Raw genomic sequence first — 19,687 nt, 5'->3', positions numbered from 1 at the left:
TTTGTATCAGTTGACAAAAACTTTCCTTCTTGGTAAAATAAGAATGTCGTAGAGACAAATAACTTCTTCTTGGTTGCAGGCATGCCAAACCTGTCACTCGGATGAAGCGTAAAGAAAAGGAGCTTATCATGGCAATCTCAAAAGAGAAAAAAAATGAAATCATTGCACAATATGCACGTCACGAAGGTGACACTGGTTCAGTAGAGGTACAAGTAGCTGTCCTTACTTGGGAAATTAACCACCTTAACGAACACATCAAACAACACAAAAAAGACCACGCTACTTACCGTGGTTTGATGAAGAAAATTGGTCGCCGTCGTAACTTGCTTGCATACTTGCGTAAAAACGACGTTAACCGTTACCGTGAGTTGATCAACTCTCTAGGACTTCGTCGTTAATCTGCTTTATTTTCCACTTACATTGCGTTGTCACCTTACCTCGATATACTCAACAAGTATAATCTTCGGTTGCGGTTCCTAGCACTGTAAGGTAAAATAAACCAGATCTTCTCCCTTCGGGGAGATTTTTTTGTTTCACTAAAATTTTTGTACAATCTTCGGCTTGTCTATAAACGTTTTATCCAGCAAGAATCATGATGCTAAGGGCGCCAAAAATCCGTATGAAAATAGGGAAACGATACAGTGTTCGATGAACACAAGGAGTTTCATCTTTTTCACTAGGATTTTAGCCCGAGCTCAAATCAGCTCTCTGACTTCAGAGGGCTTTTTGTTTTTATCAGCATGCTTAGGCCCTTAGGCCGTGTTCAATTGAGCATATCTTGAAAATAAGGCTACTCTAAATTGGGTAGCCTTTTTGTTTTGTATGGATTTTAGCCCAAGCTCAAATTAGCTCTCTGATTTCAGAGAGTTTTTATTTTGTGACTTTTTAATCCGTCTCGCTCCGTAAGATGCGATACAATAAAGATATTCAGGATTACGATAAAGTGAAAGGGGAAAAATATGCCGTAAAAAGGTATATAGTTTATTTTATACAAAATAAAAGAGAGTGAGACAGAACCCATTTTGAAAAAAATCTAGTCCGTTGTCTTACTCCTACGAGGATGATTAGGCGCTCTCCGAGCTTGAAAAGCAATAGACTTGAGGATTTGCTTTGTAAAATCCACCAATTCAAAGTCGTGTTTTTTACACATCCTTACGGATGTTTTATTTCCGACAACCAATAATTCAGTAGACTATTGGGGTGGTCAGCTGTAGCATCGTTAATTTATTAAACTATCTTCTTTGAAGCTAGAAACTTTCGTCCCAGTCTCCAATCATGTGTGCTTGTAAACTACCTGTTTGATGAGAATTATGATGGAAAATAATGTTGCTTTTTACAAGATTTCATTTCTTTTTTTAATATATTTAGTAGAGATGTATTTTACCAAGGCAATCCCGCTTCTGCAATTTCCTTTTTTGAAGCATATTGACCATTTGAGCGATGCCATCTGCCCCTTTTATCTCTAAAATAGCCACCAGCAGATACAGTTTCTTGTTGTTGGGGTGCTGTTTGTCTCTCTGACTCTTGTCGAGCCTGCTCAGCTCGTTGCTGAATTGCATTTTGTACAAGATTAATTCGATGCTGAACAGCTCCTCTTTTACTTGGATCGGCAATTTGTTCAACGGCAGCTTGAGCTGGAGCAATATTCTCAGTTACTTGATTATTCTCAAGTTGTTTAACAGTCTGTTCGCCCTGCTGGATGATGCGCTGAATTTCAGCTTCTTTTTGAGCCTGTTCTTCTCTAGCTTTTCTCTCTGCCACCCCTTTTTGTTTTCGCTCTTCCTCCGCTTTCTTCTCTTTCTTTTCTTTTTCGAGTTTTTCTTCTTTTTCTCTACTAGAATCGGAGTTTGAGGAGGAACTGCTTGCTTTTGAAGAGTTTGAAGATGAAGTTCTAGATGTAGATGGCACTACTTGGGTTTGACTTTGTTGGCTTTCAGAGGATTCAATATTGAATTTACTTACTGTATAGATTCCTAGTATTCCTATTATCGCTACAGCAATTGCTATATTTCTTTTGAAAACACTTGGATTTCGCTTGGCGAAATACCAAATACCAAAAACACCACCTAGAAACATTAATGGCATTGTAATTGGAGACAATAAGATGATTAGAACAACACTCATGATAGCAAGAACGATGTTGAGCCTAGAATTATTTTTCCACTTTTTCATATTTCCCTCACATATATTGGTTTGCGGAAATATCATATCATAAATTGGTATCGTTTTCAATAACTAGGAAGTGAAATTTTTCAAATTGCAACAAACTTAAAAATTTTGTTTTAAAGCACTTAATATAAAAGAACTTCAAATTAAAATTTGAAGTATGGACAATCTACTCTCCTAATTCCTTGCTGTATTGGATAATTTGCTCTACCGTATCAGACAAGAACTGAATTGTGTCGCGGAGTGGTTTGTCTGTGGAGATGTCGGCTCCGATGATACGAGCAGTCTCAAGTGGCGTTTTACTTCCACCAGATTTGAGGAAGTTGAGCCAATCGCGAGCGCCATTTTTGTCATTTTTCAAATGAAGATAGCCGGTAGTAGAGATGACAAGTCCAGCAGAGTAGGTATAACTGTATAGTCCCATATAATAGTGACTTTGCCGCATCCAAGTGAGCGCAGCATCATCGTCGATTTCGACTGCATCCCCCCAAAACTCGGTAAGAACTTCTTTCATAATACTGTTAAGCTTTGTTGCTCCAAAAGTTTCGCCTGCTTCAACGAGATTATAAACCCGGCGTTGGAAGGCTGATTCCAAGAGATGGGTGATAAAGTTATGGAAGTAAGTGTCCGTTAGACGGTGAGCGAGTGCAAATCGCTTTTGACGTGGATTGTCAAATTGATGTTCCAAATAGTCGCTAAGTAAGAGTTCGTTGAAGGTAGAAGGAGCTTCTACGTAATAGGTCGACATGTGGGTATTGAAATAGCTTTGACTATTGTCAGAGAAGATGAACTGACCAGAGTGACCAATTTCATGAATCAGAGTATACACATCACTCATACGACCTGTCCAGCTCATAAGAACATAAGGATGCACGCGATAAGGATCAGTGGCATAGCCGCCAGAGTCCTTGCCAGCATTCGCTGCAAAATCCACCCAGCGCTCTTTTTGGTAATTGGCAATTTCGCGTGTATATTCTTCTCCGAGTGGAGCAACGGATTTCATCACTAAGTCATAAGCGTCTTCAATAGTGACATCAGGATTGAGTGCACTATCCAAGTCCAACTTCCAGTCAGCAAAGGTCATTTTTTCAAGGCCATTGATCTTGGCGACATGTTTAAGGAACTTTTGTGCAACAGGTGCAAATTCAGTCATGATGAGGTCAATTTGCCGATCGAACATAGAGCGATCTACCTCTTGCTCAGCCAAAAGGTAGTCAAAGACAGAGTCATAGCCTTTCATATCTGCTAGAAGCTTTTCAGATTTGACCTGAGCCAGATAGGCAGCAGCAGCGGTATTTTGGTGCTGACGAAGGCCTTCTGAGAAAGAGCGGAAAGCTTTTTCACGGATTTGAGCATTTTCGTGGTTTTGATAGAAATTCTCATAGGTAACAAAGCTGTTTTTATAAACTTTGCCGTTTACTTCGAAGTCAGCCATGGCAAAGTCGCCAGCCCGCATCTTAGTGTAAATATCCTGTGGGCTGTAAAAAACTTCACTAAGATTTGTCATAGCCTTTTCGACATCAGCCCCTAAGTAGTGAGCTTTTTGGATTTTTGCTTGGCGAATTGCGGCAGTCAAATGTGGTAGTTGTTCGAGACGATTAAGAATTTCTTCGTCAGCATTGACTAAGGCTGCATTAAAGAAGCTGAGAGCAACACTAGCTTCTGTTTCGAAATCTGTACCAGCTTGAGCAATCTGGGCAAAACTTTCATCGCTATAGTCTGTTGTTTGTGGCATAAAACTGTAGTTGCCGATATGGCTTCTTTCAATATAGATTTGTTCCAATTCGGTAAAGGCTTTTTCAAAATCCTCAAAAGTATGGAGATTGTCCTTATAATCCCGTATGAACTGGTTAATGTCTTCACGAGTTTTTTCAATCGCCCGTAGGAAATCTTCACGGTCTTGATAGAGAGCTGTTAAGTCCCACAGTTCCTTTTCTGGAAATTCAGAACGTTGTTTTTGTTCAACCATATCTATTCTCCTTGTTACTAGCTTTCTCTCTAGTATAGCAAAAAATAAGAATAATAGATAACATTTCAAAAATTCTTGCTAAAAAGCTATTTTAAGGCTTTTTCTTTTGGTATAAAATATGATAAAATAAAGTTTATACGTGCTTGATACAAAGATGAGGATAGACAAAGTATAAAAAACATTTAAGCTTTCTATCAACAGTCGCGGCTATGGCAAAAGGTGTGCTGAACAGGATAATGAGTTATTTTATTGAAACAAAGCTTATACCTAATTATGCAAGCAGAAATTTTTGGAGTGGAACTCAGGATTCATTTTTAATATCCTAAATCTATCTTGATCTTTGTAGGCAAGACGTATAAAAAATTAGAAATTGAGCATAGACTCAAAGAGGAATAATTATGGTAAAACAAATATTTAAAACCACTTTTGCTGGCAAAGAATTAGTGGTTGAAACTGGACAAGTGGCGAAGCAAGCGAACGGTAGCGTAGTGGTGCGCTATGGCGAAAGTACCGTTTTGACAGCAGCCGTTATGTCAAAGAAAATGGCGACTGGCGATTTCTTCCCGCTTCAAGTCAATTATGAAGAAAAGATGTACGCGGCTGGGAAATACCCTGGTGGCTTTAACAAACGTGAAGGGCGCCCTTCGACGGACGCGACTTTGACCGCTCGCTTAATCGACCGTCCCATTCGTCCCATGTTTGCGGAAGGTTTCCGCAATGAAGTTCAGGTTATCAATACCGTTCTTTCTTATGATGCAGATGCTTCAGCCCCTATGGCAGCTATGTTTGGTTCATCTCTTGCGTTATCAATCTCAGATATTCCTTTTAACGGACCAATTGCTGGTGTGCAAGTTGGCTATATTAATGGAGAATTGGTTATCAATCCAAGTCAAGAACAAAAGGAAGCTTCGTTATTGGAGTTAACTGTTGCAGGAACTAAAGAAGCGATTAACATGGTGGAGTCTGGTGCCAAAGAATTATCAGAAGACCTGATGCTGGAAGCTCTCCTGAAAGGTCACGAGGCAGTGAAGGAATTGATTGCTTTCCAAGAAGAAATCGTGGCAGTAGTTGGAAAAGAAAAAGCAGAAGTTGAGCTTCTTCATGTGGATGAAGAATTGCAAACGGAAATTATAGCAGGCTATAACGCTGATCTTCAAAAAGCCGTTCAGGTAGAAGAAAAATTAGCTCGTGAAGCCGCAACGCAAGCAGTCAAAGACGAAGTAATAGCTCTTTACGAAGAAAAATATGCTGACCACGAAGAATTTGACCGCATCATGCGTGATGTGGCTGAAATTTTAGAGCAAATGGAGCATGCAGAAGTACGACGTTTAATTACTGAAGACAAGGTTCGTCCAGATGGTCGAAAAGTAGATGAAATTCGTCCACTAGATGCTGAAATTGACTACCTGCCACGCGTGCATGGTTCTGGACTCTTTACTCGTGGGCAAACGCAGGCTTTATCTGTCTTGACATTGGCACCGATGGGCGAAACACAAATCGTTGATGGCTTGGATCCAGAATACAAGAAACGCTTTATGCACCACTATAATTTCCCACAATATTCCGTAGGAGAAACGGGACGTTATGGTGCACCTGGACGCCGTGAAATCGGTCATGGAGCTCTTGGTGAACGTGCACTAGCGCAAGTGCTTCCTAGCCTAGAAGATTTCCCTTATGCGATCCGTTTGGTAGCAGAAGTTCTTGAGTCAAATGGTTCATCTTCACAAGCCTCGATTTGTGCTGGGACACTTGCTCTTATGGCTGGTGGGGTACCAATTAAAGCACCTGTAGCTGGGATCGCCATGGGGCTCATTTCAGATGGTAGCAACTACACGATTTTAACAGATATTCAAGGCTTAGAAGACCATTTCGGAGATATGGATTTCAAGGTGGCCGGTACACGTGAAGGAATTACTGCTCTTCAAATGGATATCAAGATTGAAGGAATTACTGCTGAAATCTTGCAAGAAGCATTGGCTCAAGCTAAGAAAGCACGTTTTGAAATTTTAGATTTGATTGAACGTACGATTCCAGCTCCTCGTCCAGAACTCGCTCCAACTGCTCCGAAGATTGATACTATTAAGATTGATGTTGATAAAATCAAGATTGTCATCGGTAAGGGCGGTGAAACGATTGACAAGATTATCGCAGAAACTGGCGTAAAGATTGATATAGACGAGGAAGGAAATGTGTCTATTTACTCTAGCGATCAAGATGCGATTAATCGTGCTAAGGAAATCATTACAGCTCTTGTGCGTGAAGCGAAAGTAGATGAAGTGTATCATGCAAAAGTTGTTCGAATTGAGAAATTCGGTGCTTTTGTCAATCTATTTGACAAGACAGATGCCTTAGTACACATTTCTGAAATGGCTTGGACGCGTACTAATAAGGTTGAAGATTTAGTGCAAGTTGGTGACGAGGTAGACGTTAAAGTCATTAAAGTTGATGAAAAAGGTCGTGTGGATGCCTCTATGAAAGCATTGCTTCCGCGCCCTCCTAAAGAGGACAAGGAGAAAAAACATCATCATAAAACACATAAAGAGCATAAAGTTGTTCGAGAAGAAAAGGCACAAGACTAGAAATGTTACTGCACCTTTGCTTTCAGTCTAAAGCCGGAAAGGAGTCAGCATGAGTTGGTGGAAAGATACGATAGCGATTGTAAAAGAAAATGATCCAGCAGCTCGCTCCTCGCTCGAGGTGTTGTTGACTTATCCTGGTATTAAGGCTTTAGCAGCTCATCGGATTTCTCACTTTCTTTGGAATCATGGTTGTAAACTCTTAGCTCGGATGCACAGTCAATTTTGGCGTTTTTGGACCCAGATTGAGATTCATCCGGGAGCAAAGATTGCTTCGGGTGTCTTCATTGATCACGGGAGTGGTTTAGTGATTGGTGAGACGGCTGTTGTGGAAAAAGGAGTGATGCTTTATCATGGTGTTACTCTTGGAGGAACTGGCAAAGATGCTGGGAAACGTCACCCAACGGTTCGCCAAGGTGCACTCATTTCCGCTCATGCACAGCTCATTGGTCCAATTGAAATCGGTGAAAATGCCAAGGTAGGAGCGGGTGCAGTAGTGGTAGCAGATGTACCAAGTGATGTGACAGTTGTTGGTATACCGGCTAAAATCGTCCGTGTGCATGGTCAAAAAGATACTCCAACTATCAAGAATTTAGAAGAAATCCGCGAAGAAAGTTATTACTCATCTAAATTGTAGTGAGAGATGGTTGAATGTAGGCTCAAAAGAAGGTGTATATAGCGTGCTATTAGAGGAATTTGAAGATGTAGCTGGGGTTATTGAACCAACAGATAGGCAGATTATTGACAAGGGTGAAGTGTGTGAAACCATCATCCTGTCCTTTAACGGGGAAATTCTGAAACGTTTGATTGAGTCAGAAGAAGTCTATCCAGGAGGCTATTTGAAAAGCATAAACGGACAGCATCCATGGTATATTTATGGCCAAGGACCTAGTAAGCTAGCAGTTATGTTGGCTCCGATTGGGGCTCCCATGATAGTCGGCCAACTGGAGGAGTTGGCGGCCAGAGGCTTCAAGAATTTCATCATTCTAGGTTCCTGTGGCGTTTTGGACCGCTCAATTGAGGCGGATAAGATCATCCTGCCTGCAGCCGCTTTGCGAGATGAAGGAACTAGCTATCACTATGCCCCACCGGGTGACGAAGTAGCCTATGACGAGTCTCTGCTGGTCGAGCTGGAAGCCATCTTTGACAAGCACGATATTGAGCATATCCGCACCAAGTCTTGGACGACGGATGCCTTTTATCGGGAAACGCCTGAGAAAGTCAAGCGTCGCTTGGCTGCTGGAGCCAAAGTGGTGGACATGGAAGCTTCAGCTATCATGGCTTGGAGTCAATTTCGCAAGACCAAGGTCTATCAGTTCTTCTACACAGCTGACTATGTGGATCATCATAACCGAACCTGGGATGCCCGCCATGAAGAACGGAAGGCTGATGCCATGACCTTTTTCACGATCGCTTTGGCAATAGCAAAGGAACTAGAAAGGAACTGAGTAGAAACAGAAAGTTTGACACTAGATGACTGCTTCTGCAGTTGATTTTATCTGCTTTCCAGTCACTCTCAGTATCGTAAAATATGATCAAAATCTATGATACTATGACTCGCAGCCTGCGTGAATTTGTGCCCATTGAGGAGGGAAAGGTTCGCATGTATGTCTGCGGTCCGACGGTTTATAACTATATCCATGTCGGTAATGCCCGCTCAACAGTAGCTTTTGACACGGTTCGTCGCTATTTTGAGTATCGAGGCTTTGAGGTCAATTATATTTCCAATTTTACAGATGTAGATGATAAGATTATCAATCGAGCCAAGGAAGAAGGCATCACACCAAAAGAAGTGGCTGACAAGTACATCGCGGCTTTTCGTGCTGACGTTGAGCAACTAGGTGTTAAGCCAGCTACTCAGCATCCGCGCGTGATTGATTTTATGGAGGCTATCATTGACTTTGTGCAGACTTTGGTGGATAAGGGCTACGCCTATGAGTCAGAAGGCGATGTCTATTTCCGAGTGGAAAAGTCTCACAATTATGCCAAACTAGCCAACAAAACCTTGGCTGACTTGGAGTTAGGTGCTTCTGGTCGGACAGATGAGGAGACTGCTCGTAAGGAAAATCCAGTGGATTTTGCTCTTTGGAAGGCAGCTAAGCCGGGCGAGATTTCCTGGGACAGTCCTTGGGGAGCAGGTCGTCCGGGCTGGCACATTGAGTGTTCGGTTATGTCGACAGAGATTTTGGGTGATACCATTGATATCCACGGTGGCGGGGCAGACCTAGAGTTTCCTCACCATACCAATGAAATCGCCCAGTCAGAGGCCAAGACGGGTCAGACCTTTGCCAACTACTGGATGCACAATGGCTTTGTCAACATTGATGACGTCAAGATGTCTAAATCTCTAGGCAATTTTATCACCGTTCATGATGCCCTCAAGACCATTGATGGTCAGGTGCTGCGTTTCTTCTTTGCGACCCAGCATTATCGCAAGCCGATTAATTTTACAGAAAAAGCCGTTCATGATGCCGCGACTAATCTCAAGTATTTGAAGAATACCTATGAGCAGCCTTTCACTGGTCAGACAGATTCAGCTCAGCTTCAAACCTTGCTGGACAAGTTCACTGCCGCTATGGACGAAGATTTCAATGCGGCCAACGGTATCACGGCTGTCTTTGAGCTAGCCAAGTGGATTAACTCAGGCAATTACACCGCTGAAGTCAAGGAAGCCTTTGCCAAGCTCTTAGAAGTTTTTGGTATTGTCTTTGTAGAAGAAGTCCTAGACGCGGACGTTGAGCACTTGATTGAGGAGCGCCAGATGGCGCGTGCTAATCGGGACTTTGCGACTGCAGACCGTATTCGGGATGAATTAGCTGCTCAGGGCATTAAGCTCTTGGATACCAAGGACGGAGTGAGGTGGACCCGTGACTGATGTCAACCTGATTAACGGCATTGCCCTCGCCTTTGAGGGAGATGCTGTCTACTCCATGTATATCCGACGTCACCTGATTTTTCAGGGGCTCACTAAGCCTAATCAGCTGCACAGGGAAGCGACCAAGTACGTTTCTGCCAAGGCTCAGGCCAATCTCATCTCTCTCATGCTGGAAGAAGGGATTCTGACAGAAAAGGAAGAGGAGATTTACAAGCGTGGCCGTAATGCTAATAGTCACACCAAAGCCAAGAATGCGGATATTGTTACTTACCGTATGTCTACAGGCTTTGAAGCAGTCATGGGCTACCTGCATATGACTGGAGCTATTGAGCGCTTAGAAGAGTTAATTGACTGGTGTATTGTCAGAGTGGAGAACACAAATCATGATAAAAAGTAATTTGTTAGAATGGTTTCCTCAAGGGAAGCTTCAATCCAATCCGAGCGTAAAAGAAGATGAAGTGGCAATTCCCTTATCAAAAAATCAATGGCTGTTATTAAAAATAAGTAGCTTGACAGAAAGAGAACAACAGCTTGTTTCTTTACTGACTGGAGAAGAGTCAGCGTTTGATGGTGGACCTTGGTATGATTATCTGGTTCATAGTCGTGGCAAATTGCCAAAAAGTGTACAAAAGATACAATTTGTCCATTGTCATTTATTCCATTATGAAAACGAAACAATAGGATCTTGGTTAGAAATGATGCGAACCATATTACCTAATAGAATAGCAGATTTTCAGCTATCGTCTCAGGATTATATCTTTGTACTAGATCAAACGCAACTTATCCCCGTAAAAGCTGTCCTTCGTGATACTTTATCAGCCATCGAATATGACTTTAGCTTAACTCTGACAATTCAAATCGGACAGATTTGGTCTCAAATGTTTGAAGAGAGCTACTTTGAGCTATTTCAAGCAGAGAATGCCCTTTTTACTAAGTGGTGGGAACAGGCTCAGCATTCTAACGTGCATTCTTTTTCACAACTTTTTTTGTGGGGGATTAGCCAAAGAGATTTCATATCGCCAATATTAACGCAGAAACTTCATCAATTGATTGAAAGTCAAGATCAATTTGTTGATATTATTGTCGCTTTATGGGAGAATGCAGCAGTTGTAACTAAGGCAGCTCAGCAGTTGTATATTCACCGTAATACTTTACAATATCACATTGATAAATGGGAAGAATTGACGGGGTTACAACTCAAAAATCTGACGGATTTGACCTTGTGCTACCATATTGTTATTAATGATTTAGTGTAATGTTTTGTGCACCCTGCACAAAACATTTTTTTTATTTTGTTCACATTGCCATAGGATAATGAAGCGTTTTCATATATAATAAAATCATAATAGTAAAGGAGTTCCATTTTATGGTAGAGTTAAATTTAAAAAACATTTATAAGAAATATCCAAATAGTGAGCATTATTCAGTTGAAGATTTTAACTTGGATATTAAAGATAAGGAATTTATTGTTTTCGTTGGTCCTTCAGGATGTGGGAAATCTACTACACTTCGTATGATTGCTGGACTTGAAGATATCACGGAAGGTGAATGTTCAATTGCTGGCCGCGTGGTCAATGATGTTGCGCCAAAAGATCGTGACATTGCCATGGTTTTCCAAAACTACGCTTTGTATCCACACATGACTGTGCATGATAATATGGCTTTTGGTTTGAAACTTCGTAAATACAGCAAGGATGATATTGAAAAACGTGTAAATGAAGCAGCAGAGATTCTTGGCTTGAAAGAATTTTTAGATCGTAAACCAGCTGACCTTTCAGGTGGACAACGCCAACGTGTAGCTATGGGACGTGCTATTGTTCGTGATGCAAAAGTATTTCTTATGGATGAACCGCTTTCTAACTTGGATGCTAAATTGCGGGTATCTATGCGGGCAGAAATTGCTAAAATCCACCGTCGTATCGGAGCAACCACTATCTATGTTACCCATGACCAAACAGAAGCAATGACTTTGGCTGATCGTATCGTTATCATGTCTGCAACAAAGAATCCTTCAGGAACGGGTACAATTGGACGTGTAGAACAAATCGGTACCCCACAAGAAGTTTACAAAAACCCAGTTAATAAATTCGTGGCAGGATTTATCGGAAGCCCAGCTATGAACTTCATCAACGTAACTTTAAAAGGTGATGAAATTGTAGCACAAGACCTTTCTCTAAAAGTACCAGAAGGTGCCTTGAAGGTACTTCGTGAAAAAGGCTATGAAGGCAAGAAACTCATTTTTGGTATTCGTCCAGAAGACATCAATACAGAAGCTGCTTTCCTTGAAACCTTCCCAGATTCAGTTGTACATGCTAAAATTTCTGTATCTGAATTACTTGGTTCTGAATCTCATTTGTATTGCCAAGTGGCTGACAATGAATTTATTGCTAAAGTAGATGCTCGTGATTATCTTAAAGCTGGAGCTGGTATTGATCTTGGTTTCGACTTGAACAAAGCGCATTTCTTTGATCCAGAAACAGAAAAGACGGTTTACTAATTTACAATGCATTTAGAATAATGAATAAGAAGATGCAGGAAGACTTGTTTTTACAAACGCTTCCTGCGTTTTTATGTAGTCATAAAAATAGGATTAAACTGTAAAGTGATTTATAAATAAGAAGAAGCATTTTAAATTTTATGTTATACTAAAGTCATGGAAAATAACGATATTGTCTATGGTGTACATGCTGTAACCGAGGCCTTGATGGCTAATACGGGAAATAAACTTTATATTCAAGATGATCTTCGTGGGAAAAATGTTGCTCAGATGAAAGATTTGGCAGCAGAAAAAAAGGTTTCTATTTCTTGGACTACCAAAAAAACATTACAAGAAATGACAGGTGGTGCCGTTCATCAAGGTTTTGTTTTGCGTGTTTCAGAATTTGCTTATACGGATTTTGAAGAGATGTTGAGAATGGCAACTCAGGAAGAAAATCCTCTATTACTCATTTTAGATGGTCTAACAGATCCGCATAATTTAGGTTCGATTTTACGGACGGCTGATGCGACAAATGTTACAGGTGTCATTATTCCAAAGCATCGAGCGGTCGGTGTCACACCAGTTGTTGCCAAGACCTCTACTGGTGCCGTGGAGCATGTTCCGATTGCTCGGGTGACCAATTTGAGACAAGTTTTGGACAAGCTGAAAAGCGCAGGTTTTTGGATTTTTGGAACGGATATGAATGGGACTCTGTCTACCAAGTGGAATACAGCAGGTAAATTAGCTCTGATTATCGGCAATGAAGGTAAAGGAATTTCTGCTAATCTTAAGAAGCAGGTGGACGAAATGATTACCATTCCCATGAATGGACATGTACAGAGCCTTAATGCTAGTGTGGCAGCGGCTATTCTCATGTATGAAGTGTTTAGAAATCGCTTATGAAAAGGCAAATTTTACTAGTTTATGCTTGCCAGATGACTGCCTTTTGAAAAGAAACTGGTCCATTTTTAAACCAAAGCAAACGGAGTATAGAGCGAATTTTTTTCCTGATAAATTGAGGAATGAGGCTAATTTTTAAGCTTTGGAAAGAATTTGTGACTTCAATGCTCAAGATATGCTTAGTGTTCGTCAGAACTGATTCAGTGTGACAGTCGTTTTGATTGATAAGAACGAAATGGTAGATGATGGCATTGAATATGAAGTAGCAAACCACGAGCTCAATCATCTGTGGTAATGAGCAATTTTAATGAGCAGTGGGATAATTTTACCTAAGGGACTTTACGTGTTTGGGTATGTAAATTGGGAAACCCACTTTGTGACCCTATAGGTAAGGCAAGATTACGCAATTTACAGAAAATGATGGAGAAAAAAGAAAGATGACTTTTAAGATTTTAACGGATTCAACAGCAGATCTTCCAGAAAGCTGGGCTTTAGAAAATGATGTTCAAATTCTCGGTTTGACCATTCAGCTGGATGGAGAGACGTATGAAACAGTCGGAGATAAGAAACTAACGAGTGAGCAGCTTCTTTCTAAAATGGAAGCCGGTAGCCAGCCGACAACTAGTCAAATCAATGTTGGCCAGTTTGAAGCTATCTTTCGTCACTATGCTGAGATTGGCATGCCAGTCCTTTATATTGCTTTTGCATCTCTTTTATCAGGCACTTATCAGAGTGCAGTCATGGCACGGGATATAGTTTTAGAAGATTTTCCAGAAGCTGTCATCCAAATGATAGATACCAAGGCTGCATCTATGGGAGAAGGTCTTTTAGTGATGAAAGCAGTAGAAGCAAAAGCTGCTGGGCAAAGTTTAGAACAGGTAGTAACCTTGATAGAATCCTTACTGCCAAAAGTGCGTACTTATTTCCTCGTGGATGATTTGAACCATCTCATGCGAGGCGGACGGATTTCAAAAACGGCAGCTCTCATGGGGAATTTGGTCAATATCAAGCCGATTATTTCTGTTAAAGCAGATGGTAAGCTAGATTCTGTGGCTAAAGTTCGTGGCAAGAAAAAAGCTCATGCTGAAGTAGTGCGCATGACTTTGGAAGGTATTTCTGATCCACGTGTGGTAATTGCTTATGCAGGGGCAAACAGTCAGGATGTAGCTCAAGTATTAAAAGAGCAACTTCTTCTGTCAGATCAAGTTAATGAGGTTTTAGTTCTACCATTAGGGCCCGTTATTGCCACCCACACTGGTCCTGGAACTTTGGGATTATTTAGTATTGCCCATGAAAATCAAGATTAAACGGAATGAAACCGTTCTTTCATAAATAATTTACCAAATATATTGACTTTTACCCCTAAAATTTGGTATGATAGTAGGCGGTATTGTTTACCCCATTTGTAAGGCCCCGGAACCTTCCAAATAACTTGCGGACCGGAACATCCGCCCTGTAAACAAAAACGATATTCATATAGGAGAAATCATGAACAAAACAACATACATGGCTAAGCCAGGTGAAGTTGAACGGAAATGGTATGTAGTAGACGCTACTGATGTACCTCTTGGACGCCTTTCTGCTGTTGTAGCAAGCGTACTTCGTGGAAAAAACAAACCAACATTCACACCACACACTGATACAGGTGACTTCGTAATCGTTATCAACGCTGAAAAAGTTAAATTGACTGGTAAAAAAGCGACTGATAAGATCTACTACACTCACTCTATGTACCCAGGTGGATTGAAACAAATCTCAGCAGGTGAGCTTCGCTCTAAGAACGCTGTTCGCTTAATTGAAAAATCAGTTAAAGGTATGCTTCCGCACAATACTCTTGGCCGCGCTCAAGGTATGAAGCTGAAAGTATTTGTAGGCGCTGAGCACACTCACGCTGCACAACAACCAGAAGTTCTTGATATTTCAGGACTTATCTAAGGAAAGGAACAAATAAGCTATGTCACAAGCACAATATGCAGGTACTGGACGTCGTAAAAACGCTGTTGCACGCGTTCGCCTTGTTCCAGGAACTGGTAAAATCATTGTAAACAAAAAAGATGTTGAAGAGTACATCCCACACGCTGATCTTCGCTTGGTTATCAACCAACCATTTGCAGTTACTTCAACTGTTGGTCAGTATGACGTTTTCGTAAACGTTGATGGTGGTGGCTACGCTGGTCAATCAGGAGCTATCCGTCACGGTATCGCTCGTGCCCTTCTTCAAGTAGACCCAGACTTCCGCGATTCATTGAAACGCGCAGGCCTTCTTACTCGTGATGCTCGTATGGTAGAACGTAAGAAACCAGGTCTTAAGAAAGCTCGTAAAGCTAGCCAGTTCTCAAAACGTTAAGAACCAGCTACAATACAGACTTTACAGCACTTCATGGTTCACACCATGGGGTGTTTTTTTAGTGATTTTTAGCAAAATTCACACCACTTTTCACACCAAATTCACACCATTACTTTTTAAGGTTACGGTAAGCAATTTCACCAACAGCCATTGGTATGACATTTGAAGTATTGACATAGGTTTTAGTTGTGAGAGTGTCGCTATGCGTTAGAGCTTCTGAAATGTCCTCTAGTGATGTGCCAAATTGTTTGGCAAGAGTTGCACCCGTATGACGTAATTTATGAGGTGTGGCATGTGTTAATTCCTTATGACGGCGTTCGACTGACTTCATCTTATTATTAAGATAATCAGCGTGTAAGGGACTATTAACATTCCCTTTTGTATCAATATAAGTAAAAACATACTGTTCATCAGATTGGATAATATTGAATTTTGCCAGCTCCAATTTTTGTTGCTTTTTCCAAGCACGGAGTAAATCAGCTAGTTCAATGGGAATATGGAAAGTTGTCTTTTTATTTCCTTTGGTTGATTTTGGATTTTTATACTTGTCCAAGGCTTTCACTAACTGAATTTCCTGTTTCTTGATGTTAATGTGTTTCCATTGTAAGGCGTAGCTTTCAGATTTTCTATCTCCTAAGAAAAAGGTTGTATAGAATAACACATAATCTTTGAACAGGAGTTTGTCGTTTTCTAAATCTTCTTCAAAAGCTGTAAACCACGCTTGTAGTTCTGATTGTGACAGATACAAATCTTCATCATTTTTAGCCTCTTGTAGTTTGATTTTTTTAGTTGCCTTAATACGGCTAATGGTTCTAGAGAGACGATTAGTTTCGATATATTCTAATTCCTCAGCCCAATCAAAAATAGAGTTAACATAGCTTCTGATGACTTTGAAGTTGGCATATTCTTCTGCTTTTTGGGTCAATAGGTTCAAAACAACTTGTTTATTTTGATTGAGAAAATCAATAGAATAATTTCCAAGCAAGGGTAGGATATGTTTTCTAAAGACAATTTCTGTACCGTCAATAGTAGCTTGTGAAGGTGGTTTTGTGGTAGATGTTGTTTGACCTACTTTATAGGATTCCCACCAAATATTGTGATAAAAATCGGAAAAGAGGATTGAACCATTTGTTTCCAATGAGGTTGCATCTCCGCTTAAAATTTTATCAATCCTGTTTTGTAATTCAAGTTCGTATTTTTTAGCCTCACTCCTTAGTTTGAAACGTTTTTCAATCACTTTTTTATCAATTCCCAATGATGATTTGACTTCTTCTGGGATATAGATACGTAAGCGATAAGTTCCATTTTTAGTTTTTGTAATTGACATAGTATTCTCCTTTTCTTGAATTGAGCTAGAAAAATACCGTGGCTTAATTATATCAAACCACGGTTATAATGCTACTGATTTTGTAACCAGTGATTGAGTTCGGCTCTATCAAAGCGGACAGTTTTTCCAACTCGAATAACAGGTAACCCCTTTTTTATCCAAGAATCAAGCGTATTATTGGCAATTCCTAGATACTTACAAGCTTGTTGCTTGTTCAAGAATGGACTTTCAGCATTGTTACTATCCAATTTATTTTTTATTTCATTTTCTATAAGCTGGCTAATTAACAGTTGTAGCTGATGAATTTGTTCATCTGGTAAAATCACTTGCATAGCCTTTTTTTGTCCTTTCATGATATAATATTAGTAGTTATTATTTCAAGGCGATTTGTTTAGGGCAAGTCGTCTTTTTGCATGCCCCAAGTGTTGGGGCTCTGGTATTCACGAACATATTGGTCGATTTCCTTTTCATCACTGCTAGTAAATTTTGATAGTCCCAATTTTAAGAGGCTTTGGAGATACTGGTCTGCTCCTTCAAGTGTTGTTGCCTCGTACTTAGCCACGTAGAGTTTGGCTAAGGTTTTTGAGACCTGTTTTTCCGTCCATTGTTCAGACTGTTTCAATGTTGGCTTAGTGCGTTCAATACTCAATCGTGTTTTGATTTCTGTTTGGAGATAATCCTGCCACCATTTAACAGGAGGGCGTCTGCGCTTGTTTGAATCTTTGTCATTGGGTCTGACAAAGCGGTAGTGTCCATTAATAGCTTCAAAATAAATAGCTGCTAGAGGTCTTTTAAGGGCAATTTGTTGAGCTATGATATTGGCTTTGCCTTGCCAACAACGGAGCTCTGCTCTGACCCAAGAGTTGGTATTATCAACGACCTTACCTTTGCCTCTTTGTTCCATGAGTTTGTTGTAAACACACCATTGCTGGCTTCCTCGTGCGCCTATGGTGACGGTCTCACCAACCCGTTCCCCTGTTTCAAGGATTGAACGCTCGTAGTAGTCAACATGCTGTGCTCTGGTGATACACAAGCCCCGTTTACAGTAAGCGTAGAGTGTTTGAACCGATAAGGCCTTATCATAGATGTCATTGGCAATATCTATTCTAGTAAAATTCACTTGATATTGATATAACCGATTAACCAAGGCAACCCAATTATTTTCATTACCATTAAGAAATTCTTCATATTGCCGACAGCCTTGTCCTTTGAGTTCCAGATAGACCCCCATCTTATCTAAGGCTTGGTTAAAGTAAACTTTGATGTCTGAACAGGCATAGTGGCGTTGATACTTATTTATTCCCCAAACATTCAGCGCAAACTTATCTTGGGGAATGAGCAGTATCTCTTCTAGCACCTCTTCTGGTGGAACATCTTTAACAGTGACAGCGAAGTAGTCAATCCTCACGCTGTTGTCCATGTTTAATCACCAATTACTTTAAGGTCACTAGCAACTAGTTTCACACCACCCCAAGTATTTCGTGCCATATTCCACATGAGGCGAATTTGGGGATTGACCAGTTCGACTGTTTTATCCAGCAAGCCATCATCTTCTGCTAATTTTGTGATTTTGTCGAGATTGTCATGAATTTCAAGGGTGATAACCTTGAGTTCCTCAACAGAGATGTTCAATTCTTTAAGAGCTTTGATTGTGTTAGCGTCTTGCACTGAACAAATCAATTTATCTGGTTCGTCTGTACGCACTTGTTCGCCATTAACTTCACGGTATTTATTGCGGATACGAGCCGAGATAATCACAAGGTGTTTTGGCAGGTCAAATTGTGCTTTATCAAGGTTCAATTCGCCAAGTTTTATTGTTGTATCGGTAAGTGTTAAGTTTGACATAATAGTGTTCTCCTTTGTGGTTTCAAAATGGTCATCTTTTCTAAACGTACGCAGAATTAGCGTTGAACCCCACTCCCCCAAGGGATTTCAGCGAAAACTTCAACTGATTGGCTTTAACCCCAGACGTATCAAGGGTTTAGCCCTACTTTTGTGTACGTTCGTACCCCCTATTTAGTAAAGAAGAGATAAAAGGAAAAGAAACAAACTACGAACGTGCGGTCACAACCGAGTTTGACGAAATTTTGAAGGCGCTGAATGATTTAAAAAACTCTCAATTGTTTTATGATTTAATGTACTTAACTCGAGGACCCCAAAAATTTACGGCGGATGGCGACCCTTTATACGTCGACCCTCGACATCCAGACGGCCCCTATTCTACAAGCTTTGACCCAGGAGACCAATATGCTTATGGCAAGTCACCTTTACAGTTATTACTAGAAAATAAAAATGAACTAGAGCGTTTGAACGATAAATTATATGGTGAAAAAACAGGGAATAATTTTTATTTAAGATAATTACAAAAAAAAGATTTTAGTTGTTCTGTACTAAAATCTTTTTTTTGTAAAAAGCTAATATTATCTCATATATTTTCTTGAAAATTCTAAAAAAAAGAGTATAATAAGATATAAGAAAACGCTTCCAAACAAGAGTGAGGTGAAAAAAATGAAAAATAAAAAGTTTAATAAGTTATTGATGATAATAAGTTTTATAGCTTTTCTTATTACTTATTATTTAACAAGCTATCAATATTCTAGTATCGTGGGATTGGTTTATACCTTATTAATAACTATTCAAGTTTTAGTATTCTTTAATAACAATGTTAAGAATAATTTACATTGGTTGTTGACACTAGCGTTTGCAGTAATTATGGTTTTAAGCGTTGTTAACTCTAGTACGGTTATAGATACAAAGCTATCTTTATTCCTTTTGTGTAGTGTAGTTATCTTTATTGGTAATTTATGTTCTCTCATTCCGTATAATCCATTTATTGGTATAAGAATTTTTTCAACAAGGAATGATGAAGGAAATTGGAGAGCAACTCATAATATTTTAGCTGATTTAAGTATACCAATTAGTTGTTTGATTTTGTTTCTCTCGAACTTTCTAAATCTGAATACTGTAGTAACAATTTCGTTTATTATATGGTTAATTTTACCAATCATTTATTCTATATGGATTTATCCTAAAAAAGGAAGAAATTAA

Annotated in this window: 19 protein-coding genes; 13 read left to right on the top strand and 6 right to left on the bottom strand. The window is 40.0% G+C overall.

Translation table 11 applies throughout. The annotated features are described in order from the left end of the window. The first annotated feature begins 128 nt into the window (after positions 1–128). On the top strand, positions 129–398 hold the full coding sequence (gene rpsO / locus PCY10_RS07055; RefSeq protein WP_001018251.1) for a 30S ribosomal protein S15: 270 nt from the start codon (positions 129–131) through the stop codon (positions 396–398). Positions 399–1,380: 982 nt separating this feature from the next. Here the strand turns inward: rpsO and PCY10_RS07050 are convergent. Beyond that, positions 1,381–2,172: a hypothetical protein gene (locus PCY10_RS07050; protein ID WP_301558953.1), complete on the bottom strand. Its 792-nt coding sequence runs from the start codon at positions 2,170–2,172 to the stop codon at positions 1,381–1,383. Positions 2,173–2,335: 163 nt separating this feature from the next. Continuing rightward, positions 2,336–4,135, bottom strand: a complete 1,800-nt coding sequence (gene pepF / locus PCY10_RS07045) for an oligoendopeptidase F (protein WP_301558952.1) — start codon at positions 4,133–4,135, stop codon at positions 2,336–2,338. Between the two features lie 398 nt (positions 4,136–4,533). Between pepF and pnp the strand changes: the two genes are divergently transcribed. The 11 genes from pnp to rpsI all read left to right on the top strand — a co-directional run bounded on the left by pnp (position 4,534) and on the right by rpsI (position 15,312). Continuing rightward, positions 4,534–6,714 (top strand): polyribonucleotide nucleotidyltransferase, encoded by a 2,181-nt coding sequence (pnp, locus tag PCY10_RS07040; protein ID WP_021003206.1) that lies wholly within the window; start codon positions 4,534–4,536, stop codon positions 6,712–6,714. A gap of 49 nt (positions 6,715–6,763) precedes the next feature. Continuing rightward, a complete protein-coding gene (gene cysE, locus PCY10_RS07035; RefSeq protein ID WP_003075768.1) occupies positions 6,764–7,348 on the top strand; it encodes a serine O-acetyltransferase in 585 nt (194 codons plus the stop codon). A 43-nt stretch (positions 7,349–7,391) separates the two neighbouring features. Then, complete coding sequence (locus PCY10_RS07030) at positions 7,392–8,159, top strand: nucleoside phosphorylase (protein ID WP_021003205.1); 768 nt, start codon at positions 7,392–7,394, stop codon at positions 8,157–8,159. Between the two features lie 83 nt (positions 8,160–8,242). Next, positions 8,243–9,586, top strand: a complete 1,344-nt coding sequence (gene cysS / locus PCY10_RS07025; RefSeq protein WP_021003204.1) for a cysteine--tRNA ligase — start codon at positions 8,243–8,245, stop codon at positions 9,584–9,586. Then, positions 9,579–9,983 carry a Mini-ribonuclease 3 gene (locus PCY10_RS07020; protein WP_041787552.1) on the top strand — a complete coding sequence of 135 codons (405 nt, stop codon included), beginning with the start codon at positions 9,579–9,581 and terminating at the stop codon, positions 9,981–9,983. The genes cysS and PCY10_RS07020 overlap by 8 nt, the downstream gene beginning before the upstream one ends. Beyond that, the gene (locus PCY10_RS07015; RefSeq protein ID WP_301558951.1) at positions 9,970–10,842 is read left to right on the top strand and encodes a helix-turn-helix domain-containing protein; all 873 of its coding nucleotides are present in this window, start codon (positions 9,970–9,972) and stop codon (positions 10,840–10,842) included. The genes PCY10_RS07020 and PCY10_RS07015 overlap by 14 nt, the downstream gene beginning before the upstream one ends. Before the next feature lie 110 nt (positions 10,843–10,952). Beyond that, positions 10,953–12,083, top strand: a complete 1,131-nt coding sequence (locus tag PCY10_RS07010; RefSeq protein WP_003076129.1) for an ABC transporter ATP-binding protein — start codon at positions 10,953–10,955, stop codon at positions 12,081–12,083. Positions 12,084–12,239: 156 nt separating this feature from the next. After that, positions 12,240–12,968, top strand: coding sequence for a 23S rRNA (guanosine(2251)-2'-O)-methyltransferase RlmB (rlmB, locus tag PCY10_RS07005; RefSeq protein WP_003074306.1), 729 nt, complete (start codon positions 12,240–12,242; stop codon positions 12,966–12,968). 434 nt (positions 12,969–13,402) lie between these two features. Then, complete coding sequence (locus PCY10_RS07000; protein WP_021003200.1) at positions 13,403–14,272, top strand: DegV family protein; 870 nt, start codon at positions 13,403–13,405, stop codon at positions 14,270–14,272. A gap of 181 nt (positions 14,273–14,453) precedes the next feature. Then, the gene (gene rplM, locus PCY10_RS06995; RefSeq protein ID WP_002893769.1) at positions 14,454–14,900 is read left to right on the top strand and encodes a 50S ribosomal protein L13; all 447 of its coding nucleotides are present in this window, start codon (positions 14,454–14,456) and stop codon (positions 14,898–14,900) included. A 19-nt stretch (positions 14,901–14,919) separates the two neighbouring features. Next, positions 14,920–15,312, top strand: coding sequence for a 30S ribosomal protein S9 (gene rpsI / locus PCY10_RS06990; protein ID WP_020999137.1), 393 nt, complete (start codon positions 14,920–14,922; stop codon positions 15,310–15,312). 109 nt (positions 15,313–15,421) lie between these two features. On the opposite strand, the gene xerC is transcribed toward rpsI, so the two are convergent. From xerC to PCY10_RS06970, 4 genes are all read right to left on the bottom strand, one after another. Continuing rightward, positions 15,422–16,639 carry a tyrosine recombinase XerC gene (gene xerC / locus PCY10_RS06985; protein WP_020999136.1) on the bottom strand — a complete coding sequence of 406 codons (1,218 nt, stop codon included), beginning with the start codon at positions 16,637–16,639 and terminating at the stop codon, positions 15,422–15,424. Positions 16,640–16,710: 71 nt separating this feature from the next. Beyond that, a complete protein-coding gene (locus PCY10_RS06980) occupies positions 16,711–16,971 on the bottom strand; it encodes a helix-turn-helix domain-containing protein (protein ID WP_020999135.1) in 261 nt (86 codons plus the stop codon). A gap of 59 nt (positions 16,972–17,030) precedes the next feature. Continuing rightward, on the bottom strand, positions 17,031–18,059 hold the full coding sequence (locus PCY10_RS06975; protein ID WP_020999134.1) for a replication initiation factor domain-containing protein: 1,029 nt from the start codon (positions 18,057–18,059) through the stop codon (positions 17,031–17,033). Between the two features lie 2 nt (positions 18,060–18,061). Beyond that, a complete protein-coding gene (locus PCY10_RS06970) occupies positions 18,062–18,484 on the bottom strand; it encodes a hypothetical protein (protein ID WP_020999133.1) in 423 nt (140 codons plus the stop codon). 663 nt (positions 18,485–19,147) lie between these two features. On the opposite strand from PCY10_RS06970, the gene PCY10_RS06965 reads away from it, so the two are divergent. Next, positions 19,148–19,687, top strand: a complete 540-nt coding sequence (locus tag PCY10_RS06965) for an SdpI family protein (RefSeq protein ID WP_301558950.1) — start codon at positions 19,148–19,150, stop codon at positions 19,685–19,687.

The organism is Streptococcus sp. SI1, assembly GCF_030439945.1.
Lineage (GTDB): Bacteria > Bacillota > Bacilli > Lactobacillales > Streptococcaceae > Streptococcus > Streptococcus intermedius.
The sequence above is the reverse complement of the archived record's forward strand: the minus strand, read 5'-3'. Positions and strand labels throughout refer to the sequence as shown.

What these genes read in the sequence shown, in the direction of transcription:
- rpsO (WP_001018251.1), top strand. Translation starts at nt 129, where the DNA reads ATGGCAATCTCAAAAGAGAAAAAAAATGAAATCATTGCACAATATGCA.
- PCY10_RS07050 (WP_301558953.1), bottom strand. Translation starts at nt 2,172, where the DNA reads ATGAAAAAGTGGAAAAATAATTCTAGGCTCAACATCGTTCTTGCTATC.
- pepF (WP_301558952.1), bottom strand. Translation starts at nt 4,135, where the DNA reads ATGGTTGAACAAAAACAACGTTCTGAATTTCCAGAAAAGGAACTGTGG.
- pnp (WP_021003206.1), top strand. Translation starts at nt 4,534, where the DNA reads ATGGTAAAACAAATATTTAAAACCACTTTTGCTGGCAAAGAATTAGTG.
- cysE (WP_003075768.1), top strand. Translation starts at nt 6,764, where the DNA reads ATGAGTTGGTGGAAAGATACGATAGCGATTGTAAAAGAAAATGATCCA.
- cysS (WP_021003204.1), top strand. Translation starts at nt 8,243, where the DNA reads ATGATCAAAATCTATGATACTATGACTCGCAGCCTGCGTGAATTTGTG.
- PCY10_RS07015 (WP_301558951.1), top strand. Translation starts at nt 9,970, where the DNA reads ATGATAAAAAGTAATTTGTTAGAATGGTTTCCTCAAGGGAAGCTTCAA.
- PCY10_RS07010 (WP_003076129.1), top strand. Translation starts at nt 10,953, where the DNA reads ATGGTAGAGTTAAATTTAAAAAACATTTATAAGAAATATCCAAATAGT.
- rlmB (WP_003074306.1), top strand. Translation starts at nt 12,240, where the DNA reads ATGGAAAATAACGATATTGTCTATGGTGTACATGCTGTAACCGAGGCC.
- PCY10_RS07000 (WP_021003200.1), top strand. Translation starts at nt 13,403, where the DNA reads ATGACTTTTAAGATTTTAACGGATTCAACAGCAGATCTTCCAGAAAGC.
- rplM (WP_002893769.1), top strand. Translation starts at nt 14,454, where the DNA reads ATGAACAAAACAACATACATGGCTAAGCCAGGTGAAGTTGAACGGAAA.
- rpsI (WP_020999137.1), top strand. Translation starts at nt 14,920, where the DNA reads ATGTCACAAGCACAATATGCAGGTACTGGACGTCGTAAAAACGCTGTT.
- xerC (WP_020999136.1), bottom strand. Translation starts at nt 16,639, where the DNA reads ATGTCAATTACAAAAACTAAAAATGGAACTTATCGCTTACGTATCTAT.
- PCY10_RS06980 (WP_020999135.1), bottom strand. Translation starts at nt 16,971, where the DNA reads ATGCAAGTGATTTTACCAGATGAACAAATTCATCAGCTACAACTGTTA.
- PCY10_RS06975 (WP_020999134.1), bottom strand. Translation starts at nt 18,059, where the DNA reads ATGGACAACAGCGTGAGGATTGACTACTTCGCTGTCACTGTTAAAGAT.
- PCY10_RS06970 (WP_020999133.1), bottom strand. Translation starts at nt 18,484, where the DNA reads ATGTCAAACTTAACACTTACCGATACAACAATAAAACTTGGCGAATTG.
- PCY10_RS06965 (WP_301558950.1), top strand. Translation starts at nt 19,148, where the DNA reads ATGAAAAATAAAAAGTTTAATAAGTTATTGATGATAATAAGTTTTATA.